We start from the raw sequence: 17,176 nt of genomic DNA, 5'->3' as shown, positions 1-17,176 counted from the left end.
CGAACGGGCGGCCCGCCATGTTGTCAGCGCCAGTAGGGCTCCAGCAGCAGGGCCTGGGCCCGGGACTGCTCTAGCGCTTCCAGCAGGAAACGCCGCTTGCGCTCCAGCCAGTCGTCCAGCTCCTCGCGATCCTCCGCCGCCAGCCGTTCGCGCGCCTCCTCCAGCGGCGACAGCATGTCCAGATCCTCGATGCCGCGCAGTATGTCCAGCCAGGGCATGCGAAACCCCATGCGCGCCTCCGCCGGGTACAACTCGCCGAAGCACAGCCCGACCAGCAGGTTGCGCCTGAGTTTGCCCTTTTGCTGAATGTACCGCTCCCTGCCGAGCCGCTCGTCGCCCAGGGCGCTCCGGCGCAGGGTCTGCCAGCTGTCGTCCATCAACTGCCGGGCCAGCCCCGCCACCGGCGCCGCCAGCTTCGCCACCTGCTCCTCGCTCAGGCCGGCACGCCAGTCCTGGCGATAGAGCCAGTGGGTCAGCCCCAGCATCAGCCGGCCGTAACGGGGGCCGTGCAACAGCTCCCGCAGTTGCGGCTCATCGGGCAGTTGCGCCTGCTGTTCCGCCAGCTCCGCCAGCAGCGCCTTCTGGCAATCCAGACGGCGCAGGTAATGCCCCTTTTCGGCGCTGAGGTGGCCCAGCATCTGCGCCTTGTCCAGCCAGGACAATTGCTGCTGCAGCCAGAGCAGGTCATCGATCCAGGCGCTGTTGACCCGGTGCGACACCAGGCCGCCGAACATCAGCAGGATCTGGTGCACCAGGGACACACCCTCGCGCAGCTGCACCAGCCAGTCGATGCCGGGGGTGGTCACCCAGGCTTCCTCGTGGAACTGCCAGTGGCGCAGCCCCTGGTGCAGCAGGCGCACCATGGCCTGCTCGCAGGACTCGTGCCCCGCCAGCGGAATATGCTCGAGCGGGCGCAACGCCGGCGCCGGGCTCAGCCCAGCCAGCCGGTAGCCGCGTTGCGCCTTGGACACGGCGCCCAGACGCAGCCCGCCCTGCTTGACCAGGATATCGGCCAATTCAAACAGCTGGGAGGCGTCACCTCTCACCAGCTCCAACTCCAGCTCCAGGATCGGCTCCTGCCGCCCCTGGACACGGATCTCGCCCCGATCGAAGGCCAGCTCGATTTCGCTGCCGTCGGCGACGCCGAGCAGCCAGCGCTGGCGGGTGAAGTCGGTGCAGAACAACGGCTGCAACGCCTGCTGCAGCGACTCGGGCTCGACACCGGCGGGCCAGATATGGGCAGGAAAGCGCGACAGATCCGGGCTATGTTCGGTCAGCGCGACATTGTATTCGGGCCGCTGATGCAGACCGCCGACCTGGCTGCCGGCGAGCTTGATGGTCTGCTCCAGCTCGCCGTCTTGGCTTCGGATGCGCAGGCCCGCATCCATCCGGCGCAGGGCCAGTTCGGCGGTATCGAAGTAGGTGTTGGCCAGGCGCCGCTGGTCATGTTTGAGGATTTGGTAAGATTGCAACAGCCCGGGCAGGCGGTCGGAGATATCGTGTGAGACAAGGAACTTGATCTCTATTTCTGTATCCATAAGGGTGTCCGGAAATACCAACCTTTTGATTTAAAAGTAAAAGTAAAAAGCGCTGCGCGGCCCAGATGACAGTTTTATGAAAAATGCTGTTTTCTTGCCTTTGTAGTTAAGTTACCATTCGCGCCACATTGATGTATCGAGTGTTTTTTCACCGACACAGGGTTGGCTATGCCAGTAAATACTATTTTGGGACTCTTTGCCAAGTCCCCGATCAAACCCCTGCAGAAGCATGTGATGAAAGTCCATGAGGCTGCGCAGCAATTGGTTCCCTTCTTCGACGCCATGTGGGAGCAGGACTGGGAAAAGGCCGAACAGATCCAGGGCCGTATTTCCCAGCTGGAACGGGAAGCCGATGCGTTGAAACGGGAAATCCGTCTCAAACTCCCTCGCGGCCTCTTTATGCCGGTTGAACGCACCGACATGCTGGAGCTGCTCACTCAGCAAGACAAGATTGCCAACAAGGCGAAAGACATCTCCGGCCGCATCGTGGGCCGCCAGATGGAAATTCCGCTGCAACTCAAATCCTCCTTCATGGATTACCTCAGCCGCTGTATCGATGCCACCGCCCAGGCGGCCAAGGCCATCGACGAGCTCGACGAACTGCTGGAAACCGGCTTCAAGGGCCGGGAGATGGATCTGGTCACCGACATGATCCATCAGCTGGACCTGATCGAAGACGACACCGACGTCATGCAGGCCAGGCTGCGCAAGCAGCTGCAAGCGATCGAAGACAGCTACAACCCCATCGACGTCATCTTCCTGTACAAGATCCTTGAGTGGGTCGGTGACCTGGCAGATCAGGCCGAGCGGGTGGGTGCCCGTTTAGAGCTGATGCTGTCCCGTTCCTGAGCGAATCAACAAGGTATATAAATGGATATCATCGCTAACTACGGCACCACGCTGATCCTGGTGGCGGCCGTCTTCGGCTTTTTCATGGCCTGGGGCATCGGTGCCAACGACGTGGCCAACGCCATGGGTACCTCGGTGGGTACCCGCTCGCTGACCATCAAGCAGGCGATCATCATCGCCATGATCTTCGAGTTTGCCGGCGCCTACCTGGCCGGCGGCGAAGTGACCTCCACCATCCGCAGCGGCATCATCGACTCCGCAGCCTTTGCCGATACCCCCGATCAACTGGTGTTCGGCATGATAGCCTCGCTGCTGGCCGCCGGCACCTGGCTGCTGCTGGCCTCCTACTTCGGCTGGCCGGTGTCCACCACCCACTCCATCATCGGCGCCATCGTCGGCTTCGCCCTGGTGTCGCTCGGTTCCGAGGCGGTACATTGGGGCAAACTCGGTGGTGTGGTCGGCTCCTGGATCGTCACCCCGGCCCTGTCCGGCCTGCTCGCCTACTTCACCTTCATCAGCGTGCAGCGCCTGATCTTCAACGCCGACAGCCCGCTGGCGGCGGCCAAGAAGTATGTGCCCGTCTACATCTTCCTCACCATCATGGTGATCTGCCTGGTGACCCTGAAGAAGGGTCTGAGCCACGTGGGTCTGGAGATGACCAACGCCCAGAGCTGGGGCCTGTCGGTACTGGTGTCGCTGGTCGGGGCCCTGCTCTGCGCCCTTTATATTCGCCGCCAGAAATACAACCCCCAGGACGACAAGGACATGCATTTTTCCAACGTGGAGAAGGTATTCGGCATCCTGATGGTGGTTACCGCCTGTGCCATGGCCTTCGCCCACGGCTCCAACGACGTGGCCAACGCCATCGGGCCGCTGTCCGCCGTGGTCAGCACGGTGGAGAGCGCCGGCCAGATCGCCAGCCAGTCGGCCATTGCCTGGTGGATACTGCCGCTGGGCGGCATCGGCATCGTCATCGGCCTGGCCTCGCTGGGACACAAGGTGATGGCCACCGTGGGCACCGGCATCACTCACCTGACCCCCAGCCGCGGCTTCGCCGCCCAGTTGGCCACGGCTGCGACAGTGGTGATCGCATCCGGCACCGGCCTCCCCATCTCCACCACCCAGACCCTGGTGGGGGCGGTGATGGGGGTCGGGCTGGCCCGCGGCATCGCCGCCCTCAACCTTAACGTATTGCGCAATATCGTGGTTTCCTGGGTGGTGACCCTGCCCGCCGGCGCCATCCTGGCCATCGTGTTTTTCTATATTATCGAGTGGGCTTTTGCCTGACGACGGGGGCCTGCGGGCCCCTTGTTCTTGTCCTCCCCCCCATCGCCGATTACCATGGCTCCATCAATGAGAGTGAAGGAATCCCAGGTGAAATCGAAATGTCTTCTGGCGCTGCTGTGCAGCCTGTCCTGGCTTGGCAATGCCATGGCCGAAACCCGTTATATCTCCGATAACGTCTATGCCTACCTGCACGCCGGCCCCAGCAATCAGTACCGGATCATCGGTTCCATCAACGCGGGAGAAACGGTCGAATACCTGAACCGCAATGCGGAAAGCAAGTATGTGCAGATCCGCGATGGTGAAGGCCGTACCGGCTGGGTTGACGGCCAGTTCGTGCAGACCGAAGAAAGCTTCCGCTCCCGGTTGCCGGCGCTGGAACAAGAACTCGGCGACACCAGGCAACAGCTGGCCACCGTCGACCAGCGCCACCGCCAGGACGTGGCCGACAAGGTGACGCAGCTTGCCGATCAGGAGCAGGAGTTGAGCAAACTGCGCAGCCAGCTGGACGAGCTGAGCCAGCGCAGCGAAGCACTGCAGGAAGAAAATCGTCGACTGAGCAGCCTGATGGACGACAGGGAGCACAACATGCGGATGGACTGGCTGTTGCGGGGCGGCCTGGTAGCCGGTATCGGCGCCCTGTTCGGCTTTTTGCTGCCACTGATCCCGCTGCGCCGCAAGCGCCGCCAGGACAGATGGATGAATTGACCCGCCGTTTTCCCTTCCCGAAGGCGCCCTCCAGGCGCCTTCAGCTTGATGACAAAGTCCATTACCTGCTTTTTTCCTGATATTTCCCTTTGTTTCAGCTATTTAACCATCGTCATCTCCGCGAAGGCGGAGATCCATGAAACATTGCACTGGACTTCCGCCTTCGCGGGAGCGACTACAGAGAACGACGACGCTTTGTCAGCAGTCTACTTTTTTCTCGCCCCCGCCCCCCGCTCCCGCCCCGTCGGCTATGGTTATAAAGCAATTCGTACAGGCATCGCATACAAAGACCGTCAGCCTTGATGAGCAAGGCTCACTTGTCACAACAAAAAACCACAAATATGGCACTTATGCAGTCTTGAACACCGTGAAAACTGTTTAGCAATACCTGACTTCATACTCTATTCGACCTTGGGCGGGCCTCCGTCATCCCGGCCCATCATGCCCGGCAACATCAGGAAGTGTCGCTATGTTCAATGCCGCCACCGTCTTCGCTCCCGGTTACGCCCCCCGCGACCTGCCGGCCCTGCGCCGGGACATTACCCAAAACTACGTGGTCGATGAAAACGGCTACCTGGCCGGCCTGCTGGAGCAGGTGCCGGCCGACGCCCAGACCCTGGCCCGCATCACCGACCAGGCCCGGCGTCTGGTGACCAAGGTTCGGGCGGAAAGCGACGGCGGCGATGGCATCGACGCCTTCCTGCAGCAATACAGCCTGGACACTCAGGAGGGCATTATCCTGATGTGCCTGGCCGAAGCGCTGCTGCGCATCCCCGACAGCCATACCGCCGATTCACTGATCAAGGACAAGCTGTCCGGCGCCGACTGGGCCAGGCACTTCCGCCAGAGCGATTCCACCCTGGTCAACGCCTCCACCTGGGGGCTGATGCTGACCGGCAAGATAGTGCGCATGGACAAAAAGCTCGACGGCAACCCGGCCAATGTACTGGGCCGCATGATCAACCGCCTGGGCGAGCCGGTGGTGCGCTCCGCCATGTACGCGGCCATGAAGATCATGGGCAAGCAGTTCGTGCTGGGGCGGGACATCAAGGAGGCGCTCAAGGCCAGCCGCAAGTCCCGCGAGCTCGGCTACACCCATTCCTACGACATGCTGGGCGAGGCGGCCATGACCGCCGCCGACGCCGGGAAATACCGTGCCGACTACGCCAAGGCCATCGCCACCGTGGGCGCCGAGCAGCTCAACAACCCGGCGGTGCCGCGCCCCTCCGTCTCCATCAAGCTGTCCGCCCTGCACCCCCGCTACGAGGAAGCCAGCCGGGCGCGGGTGCTGAGCGAGCTGCATGCCACCGTGCTGGGGTTGCTGGAAGAGGCGCGCAAACTGGACGTGTTCATCACCATCGATGCGGAGGAGATGGACCGGCTGGAGCTGTCGCTCGACCTGTTCGAGGCCCTGTACCGCGCCGAGGTCAACCGGGGCTGGAGCGGGCTCGGTCTGGTGGTGCAGGCCTATTCCAAGCGCGCCCTGCCGGTGCTGTGCTGGCTGACCGCCCTGGCCCGGGAGCAGGGCGACGAGATCCCGGTACGGCTGGTGAAGGGCGCCTACTGGGACAGCGAGATCAAGCACTGCCAGCAGGCCGGCATCGACGGCTACCCGGTCTATACCCGCAAGGCCGGCACCGACGTGTCTTATCTCGCCTGTGCCCGCTACCTGCTGAGCGAGGCGACCCGGGGCGCCATCTATCCCCAGTTCGCCACCCACAACGCCCACACTGTGGTGTCGGTGATGGCCATGGTGGGGAAACGCCGCTTCGAGTTCCAGCGCCTGCACGGCATGGGCGAGGAGCTGTACAACACCGTGCTGAAGGAAAACCCCGGCCTGGTGTGCCGCATCTACGCCCCGGTGGGGGCCCACAAGGATCTGCTGCCCTACCTGGTGCGCCGGCTGCTGGAAAACGGTGCCAACACCTCCTTCGTACACAAGCTGGTGGACCCCAACACCCCCATCGACAGCCTGATCACCCATCCGGTCGCCAGCCTGCAGGAAGCTCCCTGCCTGGCCAACGACCGGATAGCGCTGCCGCTGGCCATCTTCCCGGACAGAACCAACTCCCGCGGTCTGAACATGAATATCGAAGGCCTGCGCACGCCTTTCTTCCAGGAGTTGGCCAGGCTCGCCGACAGGCAGTGGCAGGCCGGCCCCGTGGTCGGCGGCAAGACCCTGACCCAGGGCAGCGCCAATACGGTGGTCAGCCCCCAGGATCACCACCGGCAGGTGGGCCGGGTACATTTTGCCGACCAGGCGACGGTAGCGCAGGCGGTGGGCCGGGCCCGGGCCGCCTTCAAAGGCTGGCGCGACACCCCGGTGGAACAACGCGCCCGGGCCCTGGAAAAACTGGCCGAACTGCTGGAGGCACACCAGGCCGAGTTCGTCTCGCTCTGTACCCGGGAGGCGGGCAAGCTGTTGCAGGACGGCATCGACGAGGTGCGCGAGGCGGTGGACTTCTGCCGCTATTATGCCAACGAGGGGCGTAAACTGATGGCCGAGCCCACCCGCCTGCCCGGCTACACCGGCGAGCTGAACCTGCTCCATGCCCAGGGCCGGGGGCCCTTCGTCTGCATCAGCCCCTGGAACTTCCCGCTGGCCATCTTCCTGGGTCAGGTGGCCGCCGCCCTGGTCACCGGCAATACGGTGCTGGCCAAGCCGGCGGAGCAGACCTCGCTCATCGCCCACCTGGCGGTGACCCTGGCGCACCAGGCCGGCATTCCCGCCGAGGTGTTGCAGTTGCTGCCCGGCGACGGCGCCACCGTGGGCGCGGCCCTCACCCAGGATCCGCACATCGCCGGGGTCTGCTTCACCGGCTCCACCGACACCGCCCAACTGATCAACCTGACCCTGGCCAAACGCCAGGGCGCCATAGTGCCGCTGATCGCCGAAACCGGCGGCCAGAATGCCATGATAGTGGACTCCACCGCCCTGCCCGAGCAGGTGGTGCGCGACGTGCTACGCGCCGCCTTCCAGAGCGCCGGCCAGCGCTGTTCCGCCCTGCGGGTGCTCTACCTGCAGGAAGACATCGCCGAGCGGGTGCTGGAGATCCTCAGGGGCGCCATGAAGGAGCTGAGCGTGGACGATCCCGCGCTCTGCTCCACCGACGTGGGCCCGGTGATCGACCAGGGCGCCAGGGCCGGGCTGGAAGCGCACCTGGCGCGGATGAAGGCCGAAGGCAAGCGGATCATCGCCGAGGCCCCCATGGGCAACTGCTGCGACAAGGGCTTCTACGTCCGGCCCACGGCGCTGGAAATCGGCTCCATCAATGAGCTGGAAAAGGAGCAGTTCGGCCCCATACTCCATGTGGTGCGGTTCAAGGCGAAGGACATCGACAAGGTGATCGATGACATCAACGGCACCGGCTACGGCCTGACCCTGGGCATCCACAGCCGCAACGAGTCCTTCGCCGACCAGGTCGCCAAGGGAATCAATGCGGGCAATATCTATATCAACCGGGATCAGATCGGCGCCATGGTCGGCGTGCAGCCGTTCGGCGGCCAGGGCCTATCCGGCACCGGCCCCAAGGCGGGCGGCCCCCACTACCTGAGCCGCTTTATTACCGAGAAGACCATCACCAACAACACCACCGCCATCGGCGGCAACGCCACCCTGCTGTCCCTGGGCGAAAGCTGACCCCAAGCGGGAAGCGGGAAGCGGGAAGCGGGAAGCGGGAAGCGGGAAGCGGGAAGAATGATAACAAAAGGCGCTGCGGCGCCTTTTTTCATTTTCAGCCGCTATAATGGCCCTTTTGTCATCCGGGGGAGCTGGGCGTGGATATCTATCTGGTAGGCGGGGCGGTGCGGGACGAACTGCTGGACTTGGAGGTCCGAGAGCGGGACTACCTGGTGGTGGGCGCCACCCCGGGGCAATTACTCGCGCTCGGCTATACCCAGGTGGGCAAAGACTTCCCGGTGTTCCTCCACCCTGCAAGCCGCGAAGAGTACGCCCTGGCCCGCACCGAGCGCAAGTCCGGCCGCGGCTACACCGGCTTTATCTGCGACTTCGGCCCCGGGGTGACCCTGGAAGAAGACCTGCGCCGCCGGGATCTGACCATCAATGCCATCGCCCGGGATGAGCAGGGCCGATTGCACGACCCCTACGGCGGCCAGGAAGATCTCGACAACCGGGTGCTGCGCCATGTGTCACCGGCATTCGGCGAGGATCCACTGCGGGTGCTGCGGGTGGCCCGCTTCGCCGCCCGCTTCCACGCCCTCGGCTTTACCCTCGCCGGGGAAACACTGGCCTTGATGCGGGAGATGGCCGCCGGTGGCGAGCTCAAAACCCTGACTCCGGAGCGGGTATGGAAGGAAACGGAAAAGGCCCTGGCCTGCGACGATCCCCAGGTCTACTTCGAGGTACTGCGCCAGGCCGGCGCCCTGGGCGTGCTCTTCCCAGAACTGGAAGCGCTGTTCGGGGTACCCGGCCCGGCGCAATGGCATCCGGAGATCGACACCGGCATCCATACCCTGATGGTGCTCAAACGAACCGCCGAGCTGGGCGGCAGCCTGCCCTGCCGCTTTGCCGCCCTCTGTCATGACTTTGGCAAGGCACTGACCCCGAGGGAAAAATGGCCCAGCCACCACCGACACGGCGAGTTGGGCATAGCTCCGATAGAGGCCCTGTGCACCCGCTTCAGGGTGCCGAGCGAACACCGGGATCTGGCCATACTGATGAGTCGCTGGCATATCCTGTTCCACCGGCTGGCGACGCCGAGTCCCGAACAGGCCGATACCATTCTGGAACTGTTCAATCATACCGACGCCTGGCGCAAGCCGGCGCGCTTTGCCGAACTGCTGCTCTGCGCCCAGGCGGATCTGCAGGGGCGAGAAGGCTTCGGCGAGCGCCCCTACCCCCAGCGGCAACAACTGTGGGACTGGCTCAACCGGTTGAAAACCATCACCGCCCAGCCCTTCGTCGCCGGGGGGCTCAGGGGCCCGGCCATCGGTGCCGCCATCGATGCGGCCCGCTTGCAGCAATTACGGGAATGGCTGGCTCAGGCCTGAGCCGACAACATCCAGAGCAGTACCGCCCCCAGCCCCAGTCGGTATAGCACGAACGGCAGCACTCCGATACGGTTGAGCAGGGCCAGGAACAGGTGGATGCAGGCCAGGGCGCTGACGAAGGACACCAGCACGCCCACCCCGACCGCGGACCAGGACATCACCGCCTCGGCGCCGATCAGATCCTTGGTCTGGTGGCTGCCCGCCAGAAAGATGATGGGGATGGACATCAGGAAGGAAAAACGGGCCGCCGCCTGCCGGGTCAGGCCCAGCATCAGGCCGGCGGTCAGGGTTATACCACTGCGGGAGGTGCCCGGGATCAGCGCCAGCGCCTGGGCACAGCCCAGCCAGAGGGCACCGCGCCAGCCCGTCTGGTATTCATTCTTTTGCAGCCCGGCCATGCGGTCGGCCCACCACAGCAGCAGCCCGAAGACGATGGTGGCGACGGCGATCACCCAGCCCGAGCGCAGGTAACGGCTGATCCAGTCCCCCAGAAACAACCCCACGACACAGGCCGGAATGGTCGCCAAGATAATGCACCAGGCCAGGCGGGATTCGGCATTGTGGCCGCCGCCGCTCAGCGATAGCCACCAGGACGACGCCATCACCGCCACTTCGCGGCGAAAGTAATACAGCACCGCCAGCAGGCTGCCCAGGTGCACCGCCACGTCGAAGGCCATGCCCTGATCCCGCCAGCCCAGTAACACCGACGGCAGGATCAGATGGGCAGAGCTGGAGATGGGCAGAAATTCGGTAAAACCCTGGATCAGGGCGAGCAGTATGGCCTGTACTTCCATGATGATATTCCCGTCCCGGATGACGCCGACAGACTAACAGGCGAGAATGACGCTTTGATGACGCCTCAGCTTATCCGGCAGCCTGCGGCGAAACGCTCGATCTCCACCCCCACCCCGGCAGCATTGGGCACAGCGGCCGGTTTGGTGAGCCGAACTTTCACCGACAACACCGGAAACTCGGCCAGGATCAGCTGTGCAATGCGCTCGGCCATGGTTTCGACCAGCTCGACGTGGTTTTGTTCGGCATAGGCCGCCACTTTTTGCGACAGGCTCGCATAGTCCAGTGCCTTGTGAATATCATCATCCGCCGCCGCCGGATGATTATCGAACCCCATCTCCAGATCGAAGCGGAGCTTTTGCCGAATGCCTTTTTCCCACTCATAAACTCCTATGGTGGTCAGCACTTCGAGGCCTTGCACAAACACTTTATCCATCATCTCTGTCTTCTGTTAAGCTGTGGCTGTCTGCCGCGACCGGGCCAGTTGGTCCGGTTTTGAGAGCGCAATAATAACGGATTGACCCTGGGGTATAAACCGCGATATGACGGCCCTCACCTTGTTTATGATCATCCTGGCCTACTTGGGCGGCTCCGTGTCCAGCGCCGTGCTGATCTCCCGTCTTTACCGCCTGCCCGATCCCCGTGCCCACGGCTCGGGCAATCCCGGCGCCACCAATGTGCTGCGCACCGGCAACCGCAGCGCCGCGGTGTGGGTGCTGCTGCTCGATATTCTCAAAGGCACCATACCGGTGTACCTGGGCTGGTTCCTGGGCATCGGCCCGCTGTATCTCGCCTTTATCGCCATGGCCACCTGCCTGGGCCACATGTTTCCGCTGTTTTTTCACTTCCGCGGGGGGAAAGGCGTGGCCACGGCGCTGGGGACCCTGCTGCCGCTGGGCATGGACATGGCCGGGCTATTGCTGCTGACCTGGCTGGTGAGCCTGGGGCTGTTCGGTTACTCTTCGCTGGCCTCGATGATCGCCGCCCTGCTGGCGCCGCTGTACATCTATTTCATCAAGCCGGAATACACCCTGGCAGTGGCCCTGCTGTCCTGCCTGATCATCCTGCGTCACCACCGCAATATCAGCCGGCTGTACCATCATCAGGAACAGCCTATCCTCGACAAGTTCAGGAAGCCGCCGGAAGACGGCGACCACTAGATGCGCGTCAGACCGCCGCCAGCTCATCCAGCGGCCAGCGCGGCCGGGCCCTGACCGACAGGGGCTCGAACTCGCCCGCCTTGAGCCGCTGCAGGCCGGCGAAGGCGATCATGGCGCCGTTGTCGGTGCAGTATTCGTTGCGTGGGTAGAACACTTCCCCTTTCAGACCCGACATCAGCGCCGCCAGTTGGGCGCGCAGCGACAGGTTGGCGCTGACACCGCCGGCCACCACCAGCCGGTTGAGCCCGGTCTGTTGCAGGGCCCGCTTGCATTTGATGGCCAGGGTATCCACCACCGCCTGCTGGAAAGCGTGGGCGATGTCGGCTCGGGTCTGCTCGTCGTTCCCTTGCGCCGCTATGGTGTTGGCGGCGAAGGTCTTGAGCCCGGAAAAGCTGAAGTCCAGGCCGGGTCTGTCGGTCATCGGCCGGGGAAACAGGAAACGGCCGGGAACGCCCTGCTCGGCCAGCCTGGCCAGGCGCGGGCCGCCGGGATACTCCAGCCCCATCAGCTTGGCGGTCTTGTCAAAGGCCTCGCCGGCGGCATCGTCGATGGACTCGCCGAGGATCTGGTAGCGGCCGATGCCGTCCACCCGCACCAACAGGGTGTGGCCACCGGACACCAACAGCGCCACGAAGGGAAAGGCGGGAACCCGTTCTTCCAGCATCGGCGCCAGCAGGTGGCCTTCCATATGGTGCACCGCCACCGCCGGCTTGCTCCAGGCAAAGGCCAGGCTGCGGCCGATGGTGGCGCCCACCAGCAAGGCGCCCATCAGGCCGGGGCCGGCGGTATAGGCCACGCCGTCGATATCGTCCCGGCTGCAGCCGGCCTGGGCCAGGGCGGCCTCGATCAGCGGAATGGTCTTGCGGATATGATCCCGGCTGGCCAGCTCCGGCACCACGCCGCCGTAGTCCGCATGCAGCTTGACCTGGCTGTATAGCTGGTGGGCCAGGATGCCCCGCCTGTCGTCGTAGATGGCGATGCCGGTCTCATCGCAGGAGGTCTCGATACCTAGTACACGCATGGAAATGAGTAACACTGTCGAAAAGATGGGGGCTATGATACCCTGCCCGCGATTTTTTAACCAGCGACGGGCTGTCGGACTTTACATCGGTGGCCGGTTCAGAGTAGAATTTCGCACCATTTTTATAGTAATGCTGGTCGGTGACAGGCCAGTTAACCGAGGTGAGAGGCACATGCCAGTAATTAAAGTACGTGAAAACGAGCCCTTCGACGTAGCCCTGCGTCGCTTCAAGCGTTCCTGCGAAAAGGCCGGTATCCTGTCCGAAGTGCGTCGTCGCGAGCACTACGAGAAGCCGACTACCGAGCGCAAGCGCGCCAAGGCTGCCGCGGTTAAGCGTCACGCCAAGAAGCTGGCTCGCGAAAACGCACGTCGTACTCGTCTGTACTAAGCAGTCGTTGATCTCATGTCTTTGAAAGACCAGCTGTCAGAGCAGCAAAAGAATGCCATGCGCGCCAGAGACAAGGTTCGCCTGGGCACATTGCGCATGCTGCTGGCCGAGATCAAGCAAAGAGAGATAGATAGCCGCGAAACCCTGGATGACGACGGCATCATTGCGGTGGTCACCAAGATGGTGAAACAGCGCAAAGACGCCGCCAGCCAGTTTGAGCAGGCTGGTCGCCAGGATCTGGCCGACAACGAGCGCCAGGAAATAGCGGTGCTGCAGGAATTCCTGCCGCAACCTCTGACCGAAGACGAACTGGACACCTTGCTGAGGCAAGCCATCGCCGATACCGGTGCCACTGGCATGCAGGACATGGGCAAGGTGATGGCGGTACTCAAGCCGCAGATCCAGGGACGTGCAGACATGGGCAAGGTAAGCGCCATTATTAAAGCCAAACTGGCTTAATAGCTCTCGCTAACCTGCCAACGGGCCGTGCTTCCTCTGATGCACGGCTTTGTTTTTTTCGCATCCCGGTGAACCATGGCAGGCAGAATCCCCCAATCCTTTATCGACGATCTGTTGGCCCGCACCGACATTGTCGACTTGATCGATCAGCGGGTAAAACTCAAGAAAGCCGGTAAGAACTACCAGGCCTGCTGCCCCTTTCATAACGAAAAAAGCCCCTCCTTCACCGTCAGTCCCGACAAGCAGTTCTACCACTGCTTCGGCTGCGGCGCCCACGGCACCGTGCTCGGCTTTTTGATGGAATACGACGGTCTCGAGTTTCTCGACGCCATCGACGAGCTCGCCGCCATGCACGGCGTGACCGTACCCCGCGAGGGCAATGACGGCGCCTCACCCCAGCAACAGGCGGCAGCCAAGGCGGTACGCCAGGATCTGTACGGCCAGTTGAACGACATTAGCCGTTTCTATCAGGCCCAGCTCAAGCAGTCCCAGGCCGCCATCGGCTACCTCAAGGGACGGGGGCTCAGCGGCGAAGTAGTCAAGCATTTTGCCATCGGCTATGTGCCGGACCAGTGGGACAGCGTCAAGCGCCAGTTCGCCCGTAATCGGGAGGCGGAGCAGCAGTTGATCGAAGGCGGCATGCTGCTGCAAAACGACAGTGGTCGGGTTTACGATCGCTTCCGCGACCGCATCATGTTCCCGATCCGCGACCGGCGTGGCCGGGTGATCGGCTTCGGCGGCCGGGTACTGGGCCAGGGTAGCCCCAAATACCTGAACTCGCCGGAAACCCCGGTGTTCCACAAGGGTCGCGAGCTGTACGGTCTCTATGAGGTACGCCAGGCCCACAGAGCCCCAGATCGCATCCTGGTGGTGGAAGGCTACATGGACGTGGTGGCTCTGGCCCAGTTCGGCATCGACTATGCGGTGGCCAGCCTGGGTACCTCCACCACCCCCGATCACCTGCAGTTGCTGTTCCGCACCACCCGCGAGGTGATCTGCTGTTACGACGGTGACCGGGCCGGGCGCGAGGCGGCCTGGCGGGCCCTGGAAAACGCCCTGCCGCTGATGCAGGACGGCCGCAGCCTGCAGTTCGTGTTCTTGCCGGAAGGGGAGGACCCGGACACCCTGGTGCGCAAGCTGGGCGCTTCCGCCTTCGAACAAATGCTCGATGGTGCCCAGGATTTCGGCGACTTCCTGTTCGAACGCCTGGCGCAAGACAGCATGGCCGGGGATGCCGGCCAGCACGAGCTGGCCCACAAGGCCGCCGAGGCCATCGCCCGGGTACCGGAAGGCTTTACCCGCGAGGGGCTGATCACCCGCCTTTCGCGCCAGCTCAACTGGGGCGAGAACGAACGGCGGGTAAAGGAGCTGTTCAACCGGCTGCAGCCGACGACGGAGCCAACCGGCCAGGCTCCGCAAAGGCGCGTCAAAAAGATAAAGCTGACCCCCCTTCGCCGGGCCATCGCCCTTGTGTTACAATATCCGGCTGCCGCGGCCAGGCTGCCGGCCATGCCGGAACTGCACGAGTTGTCCCTGCCCGGTATCGAGCTGCTGGTTGAACTGCTGGCTCAGGTGCAACGACAGCCCGGAATGAGTACCGCCCAGCTGCTGGAACACTGGCGAGGCCACGGCTCCGAACAGGCCCTTTCCCGTCTGGCCATGGCGGAAGAGCTGTTTGCCGGCGAGCATATCGAGCAGGAATTGCAGGATATCTTCGTGGTGCTGATCAATGAGTTTCTGGCAAAACGCATCGAAACGCTGCAACAGAAAAGCAAAAGCCCGCAAGGGCTGACCCCCGCGGAAAAGCAGGAACTGCTGCTGCTGTTAACAGAAAGCAAGGGCAGCATGGGCTGAGCCATTGAAAAACGGGCGCACAGCCCCAAAATTGTAAGACAGGCCCGGAACACGGGTAGAGATAAAACCTTAACGCGCTGCAGCACACACTCCCACGGTCAAACGGGCGAGGCGTGTTGGCAGGCACAGACCGGCATAGCCAGGCTGGTCAAATTTTGTTATAATCGGCTACTTGCGCGCCATAAAAAGAGTGCCTTATGCCTACACCCTCTTGCAACATCTAACCGGACGAGTTCTATGGAGCAAACCCCGCAGTCACAGCTTAAGCTTCTCGTTGCCAAAGGTAAAGAACAGGGTTACCTGACTTACGCCGAGGTGAACGATCATCTCCCCCAGGATATTGTCGATTCCGATCAGATCGAAGACATCATCCAGATGATCAACGACATGGGCATCCAGGTGGTGGAAAGCGCCCCCGATGCCGATGATTTGATGATGTCGGAAACCACCGCCGACGAAGATGCAGCCGAAGCTGCCGCCCAGGCCCTGGCTTCCGTTGAATCGGAAATTGGCCGCACCACCGATCCGGTGCGCATGTACATGCGCGAAATGGGCACGGTCGAACTGTTGACCCGTGAAGGCGAAATCGATATCGCCAAGCGCATCGAAGACGGCATCAACCAGGTCCAAAGTTCGGTCGCCGAATATCCCGAGGCCATCACCTCCCTGCTCGATCAGTTCGACCGTTTCGAAGCCGGCGACATCAAGCTGAGCGACATCATTTCCGGTTTTGTCGATCTGGACGAAGCCGACGGCCTCGCGCCCACCGCCACCCACATCGGCTCCGAGCTGAGCGAAGAGGAGCTGGACGACGAAGACGACGACGAGGATGAAGACAAGGAAGACGACGACGATTCCGACGGCGATTCCGGCCCCGATCCGGAAGTAGCCCGCGAGAAATTCGGCGACCTGCGCACCCAGTACGAAAAGACCCGGGCCACCATCCAGGCCAATGGCCGTACTTCCGACGCCGCCGCCGAGCAGATTGCCGCCCTGGCCGACGTGTTCCGCCAGTTCCGCCTGGTGCCCAAGCAGTTCGATCGCCTGGTCAACAGCATGCGCGACATGATGGAGCGGGTGCGGGTGCAGGAACGCATCATCATGAAGCTGTGCGTCGAGCAGTGCAAGATGCCGAAGAAGACCTTCGTGCAGGCCTTTGCCCACCACGAAAGCGAACAGCAGTGGTTCGACAAGCAGCTGAGCGCCGGCAAGGCCTGGTCCGGCAAGATGGAAGAGGTAGCGGACGACGTCAACCGCGCCATCGGCAAGCTCAAGCTGGTGGAAGAGGAAACCGGCCTGACCATCTCCCAGATCAAGGACATCAACCGCCGTATGAGCATCGGCGAGGCCAAGGCCCGCCGTGCCAAGAAGGAAATGGTTGAAGCCAACCTGCGTCTGGTGATCTCCATCGCCAAAAAATACACCAACCGCGGCCTGCAATTCCTGGATCTGATCCAGGAGGGCAACATCGGCCTGATGAAGGCGGTAGACAAGTTCGAATACCGTCGCGGCTACAAGTTCTCGACCTACGCCACCTGGTGGATCCGGCAGGCCATCACCCGCTCCATCGCGGATCAGGCCCGTACCATCCGTATTCCGGTGCATATGATCGAGACCATCAACAAGCTCAACCGGATATCCCGCCAGATGCTGCAGGAAATGGGCCGCGAGCCCACCCCGGAAGAGCTGGCCCATCGCATGGCGATGCCGGAAGACAAGATCCGCAAGGTGCTGAAGATCGCCAAGGAGCCCATCTCGATGGAGACGCCCATCGGCGACGATGAAGATTCGCATCTGGGTGACTTTATTGAGGACACCACCCTGTCCCTGCCGGCCGACTCCGCCACCAGCGAAAGCCTGCGCGCCGCCACCCGCGACGTGCTGTCCGGGCTGACTGCACGGGAGGCCAAGGTACTGCGCATGCGCTTCGGTATCGACATGAACACCGACCATACCCTGGAAGAGGTGGGCAAGCAGTTCGATGTAACCCGCGAACGTATCCGCCAGATCGAAGCCAAGGCCTTGCGCAAACTGCGCCATCCCAGCCGCTCCGAGGTGCTGCGCAGCTTCCTCGACGAGTAAGCCACAGGCAGTAAAAAGGGCGCTTCGGCGC

General features: G+C 62.8%; 15 protein-coding genes. 11 read left to right on the top strand and 4 right to left on the bottom strand.

Going from position 1 to position 17,176, the window contains the following annotated elements; genetic code table 11:
* Positions 1-23 precede the first annotated feature (23 nt).
* A complete protein-coding gene (locus C7H85_RS18260) occupies positions 24-1,538 on the bottom strand; it encodes a CYTH and CHAD domain-containing protein (RefSeq protein ID WP_106731139.1) in 1,515 nt (504 codons plus the stop codon).
* 168 nt (positions 1,539-1,706) lie between these two features.
* Between C7H85_RS18260 and C7H85_RS18255 the strand changes: the two genes are divergently transcribed.
* From C7H85_RS18255 to C7H85_RS18235, 6 genes are all read left to right on the top strand, one after another.
* Positions 1,707-2,387: a TIGR00153 family protein gene (locus C7H85_RS18255; RefSeq protein ID WP_106731138.1), complete on the top strand. Its 681-nt coding sequence runs from the start codon at positions 1,707-1,709 to the stop codon at positions 2,385-2,387.
* Positions 2,388-2,408: 21 nt separating this feature from the next.
* Positions 2,409-3,674 carry an inorganic phosphate transporter gene (locus tag C7H85_RS18250; protein ID WP_106731137.1) on the top strand — a complete coding sequence of 422 codons (1,266 nt, stop codon included), beginning with the start codon at positions 2,409-2,411 and terminating at the stop codon, positions 3,672-3,674.
* Positions 3,675-3,761: 87 nt separating this feature from the next.
* On the top strand, positions 3,762-4,379 hold the full coding sequence (locus C7H85_RS18245) for a TIGR04211 family SH3 domain-containing protein (RefSeq protein ID WP_106731136.1): 618 nt from the start codon (positions 3,762-3,764) through the stop codon (positions 4,377-4,379).
* 48 nt (positions 4,380-4,427) lie between these two features.
* Positions 4,428-4,682 carry a hypothetical protein gene (locus C7H85_RS19655; RefSeq protein ID WP_146140481.1) on the top strand — a complete coding sequence of 85 codons (255 nt, stop codon included), beginning with the start codon at positions 4,428-4,430 and terminating at the stop codon, positions 4,680-4,682.
* Positions 4,683-4,848: 166 nt separating this feature from the next.
* Complete coding sequence (gene putA, locus C7H85_RS18240) at positions 4,849-8,019, top strand: bifunctional proline dehydrogenase/L-glutamate gamma-semialdehyde dehydrogenase PutA (RefSeq protein ID WP_106731135.1); 3,171 nt, start codon at positions 4,849-4,851, stop codon at positions 8,017-8,019.
* Between the two features lie 137 nt (positions 8,020-8,156).
* Positions 8,157-9,389: a multifunctional CCA addition/repair protein gene (locus C7H85_RS18235; RefSeq protein ID WP_106731134.1), complete on the top strand. Its 1,233-nt coding sequence runs from the start codon at positions 8,157-8,159 to the stop codon at positions 9,387-9,389.
* Here C7H85_RS18235 and C7H85_RS18230 read toward each other — a convergent pair.
* Positions 9,380-10,183, bottom strand: coding sequence for an undecaprenyl-diphosphate phosphatase (locus tag C7H85_RS18230; RefSeq protein ID WP_210433697.1), 804 nt, complete (start codon positions 10,181-10,183; stop codon positions 9,380-9,382). The two genes, C7H85_RS18235 and C7H85_RS18230, sit on opposite strands and share 10 nt — an antisense overlap.
* Before the next feature lie 65 nt (positions 10,184-10,248).
* Positions 10,249-10,617 carry a dihydroneopterin aldolase gene (folB, locus tag C7H85_RS18225; protein WP_106731158.1) on the bottom strand — a complete coding sequence of 123 codons (369 nt, stop codon included), beginning with the start codon at positions 10,615-10,617 and terminating at the stop codon, positions 10,249-10,251.
* A 106-nt stretch (positions 10,618-10,723) separates the two neighbouring features.
* Here folB and plsY point away from each other — a divergent pair, with 106 nt between their 5' ends.
* Positions 10,724-11,341: a glycerol-3-phosphate 1-O-acyltransferase PlsY gene (gene plsY / locus C7H85_RS18220; protein WP_106731132.1), complete on the top strand. Its 618-nt coding sequence runs from the start codon at positions 10,724-10,726 to the stop codon at positions 11,339-11,341.
* 7 nt (positions 11,342-11,348) lie between these two features.
* On the opposite strand, the gene tsaD is transcribed toward plsY, so the two are convergent.
* Positions 11,349-12,362, bottom strand: a complete 1,014-nt coding sequence (tsaD, locus tag C7H85_RS18215) for a tRNA (adenosine(37)-N6)-threonylcarbamoyltransferase complex transferase subunit TsaD (protein WP_106731131.1) — start codon at positions 12,360-12,362, stop codon at positions 11,349-11,351.
* 172 nt (positions 12,363-12,534) lie between these two features.
* Between tsaD and rpsU the strand changes: the two genes are divergently transcribed.
* The 4 genes from rpsU to rpoD all read left to right on the top strand — a co-directional run bounded on the left by rpsU (position 12,535) and on the right by rpoD (position 17,145).
* A complete protein-coding gene (rpsU, locus tag C7H85_RS18210) occupies positions 12,535-12,750 on the top strand; it encodes a 30S ribosomal protein S21 (RefSeq protein ID WP_014293599.1) in 216 nt (71 codons plus the stop codon).
* Positions 12,751-12,765: 15 nt separating this feature from the next.
* Entirely contained in the window at positions 12,766-13,209 is a 444-nt protein-coding gene (locus C7H85_RS18205; RefSeq protein WP_106731130.1) for a GatB/YqeY domain-containing protein, read from the top strand.
* Between the two features lie 75 nt (positions 13,210-13,284).
* Positions 13,285-15,063: a DNA primase gene (dnaG, locus tag C7H85_RS18200; protein WP_106731129.1), complete on the top strand. Its 1,779-nt coding sequence runs from the start codon at positions 13,285-13,287 to the stop codon at positions 15,061-15,063.
* Between the two features lie 3 nt (positions 15,064-15,066).
* Positions 15,067-17,145, top strand: a complete 2,079-nt coding sequence (gene rpoD, locus C7H85_RS18195; RefSeq protein ID WP_342749357.1) for an RNA polymerase sigma factor RpoD — start codon at positions 15,067-15,069, stop codon at positions 17,143-17,145.
* Positions 17,146-17,176: the final 31 nt, after the last annotated feature.

The organism is Zobellella endophytica, assembly GCF_003012775.1.
Taxonomy (GTDB): Bacteria; Pseudomonadota; Gammaproteobacteria; order Enterobacterales; family Aeromonadaceae; genus Oceanimonas; species Oceanimonas endophytica.
This window is presented reverse-complemented; position numbering and strand designations above follow the sequence as displayed.

What these genes read in the sequence shown, in the direction of transcription:
- C7H85_RS18260 (WP_106731139.1), bottom strand. Translation starts at nt 1,538, where the DNA reads ATGGATACAGAAATAGAGATCAAGTTCCTTGTCTCACACGATATCTCC.
- C7H85_RS18255 (WP_106731138.1), top strand. Translation starts at nt 1,707, where the DNA reads ATGCCAGTAAATACTATTTTGGGACTCTTTGCCAAGTCCCCGATCAAA.
- C7H85_RS18250 (WP_106731137.1), top strand. Translation starts at nt 2,409, where the DNA reads ATGGATATCATCGCTAACTACGGCACCACGCTGATCCTGGTGGCGGCC.
- C7H85_RS19655 (WP_146140481.1), top strand. Translation starts at nt 4,428, where the DNA reads ATGACAAAGTCCATTACCTGCTTTTTTCCTGATATTTCCCTTTGTTTC.
- putA (WP_106731135.1), top strand. Translation starts at nt 4,849, where the DNA reads ATGTTCAATGCCGCCACCGTCTTCGCTCCCGGTTACGCCCCCCGCGAC.
- C7H85_RS18230 (WP_210433697.1), bottom strand. Translation starts at nt 10,183, where the DNA reads ATGGAAGTACAGGCCATACTGCTCGCCCTGATCCAGGGTTTTACCGAA.
- folB (WP_106731158.1), bottom strand. Translation starts at nt 10,617, where the DNA reads ATGGATAAAGTGTTTGTGCAAGGCCTCGAAGTGCTGACCACCATAGGA.
- plsY (WP_106731132.1), top strand. Translation starts at nt 10,724, where the DNA reads ATGACGGCCCTCACCTTGTTTATGATCATCCTGGCCTACTTGGGCGGC.
- tsaD (WP_106731131.1), bottom strand. Translation starts at nt 12,362, where the DNA reads ATGCGTGTACTAGGTATCGAGACCTCCTGCGATGAGACCGGCATCGCC.
- rpsU (WP_014293599.1), top strand. Translation starts at nt 12,535, where the DNA reads ATGCCAGTAATTAAAGTACGTGAAAACGAGCCCTTCGACGTAGCCCTG.
- C7H85_RS18205 (WP_106731130.1), top strand. Translation starts at nt 12,766, where the DNA reads ATGTCTTTGAAAGACCAGCTGTCAGAGCAGCAAAAGAATGCCATGCGC.
- dnaG (WP_106731129.1), top strand. Translation starts at nt 13,285, where the DNA reads ATGGCAGGCAGAATCCCCCAATCCTTTATCGACGATCTGTTGGCCCGC.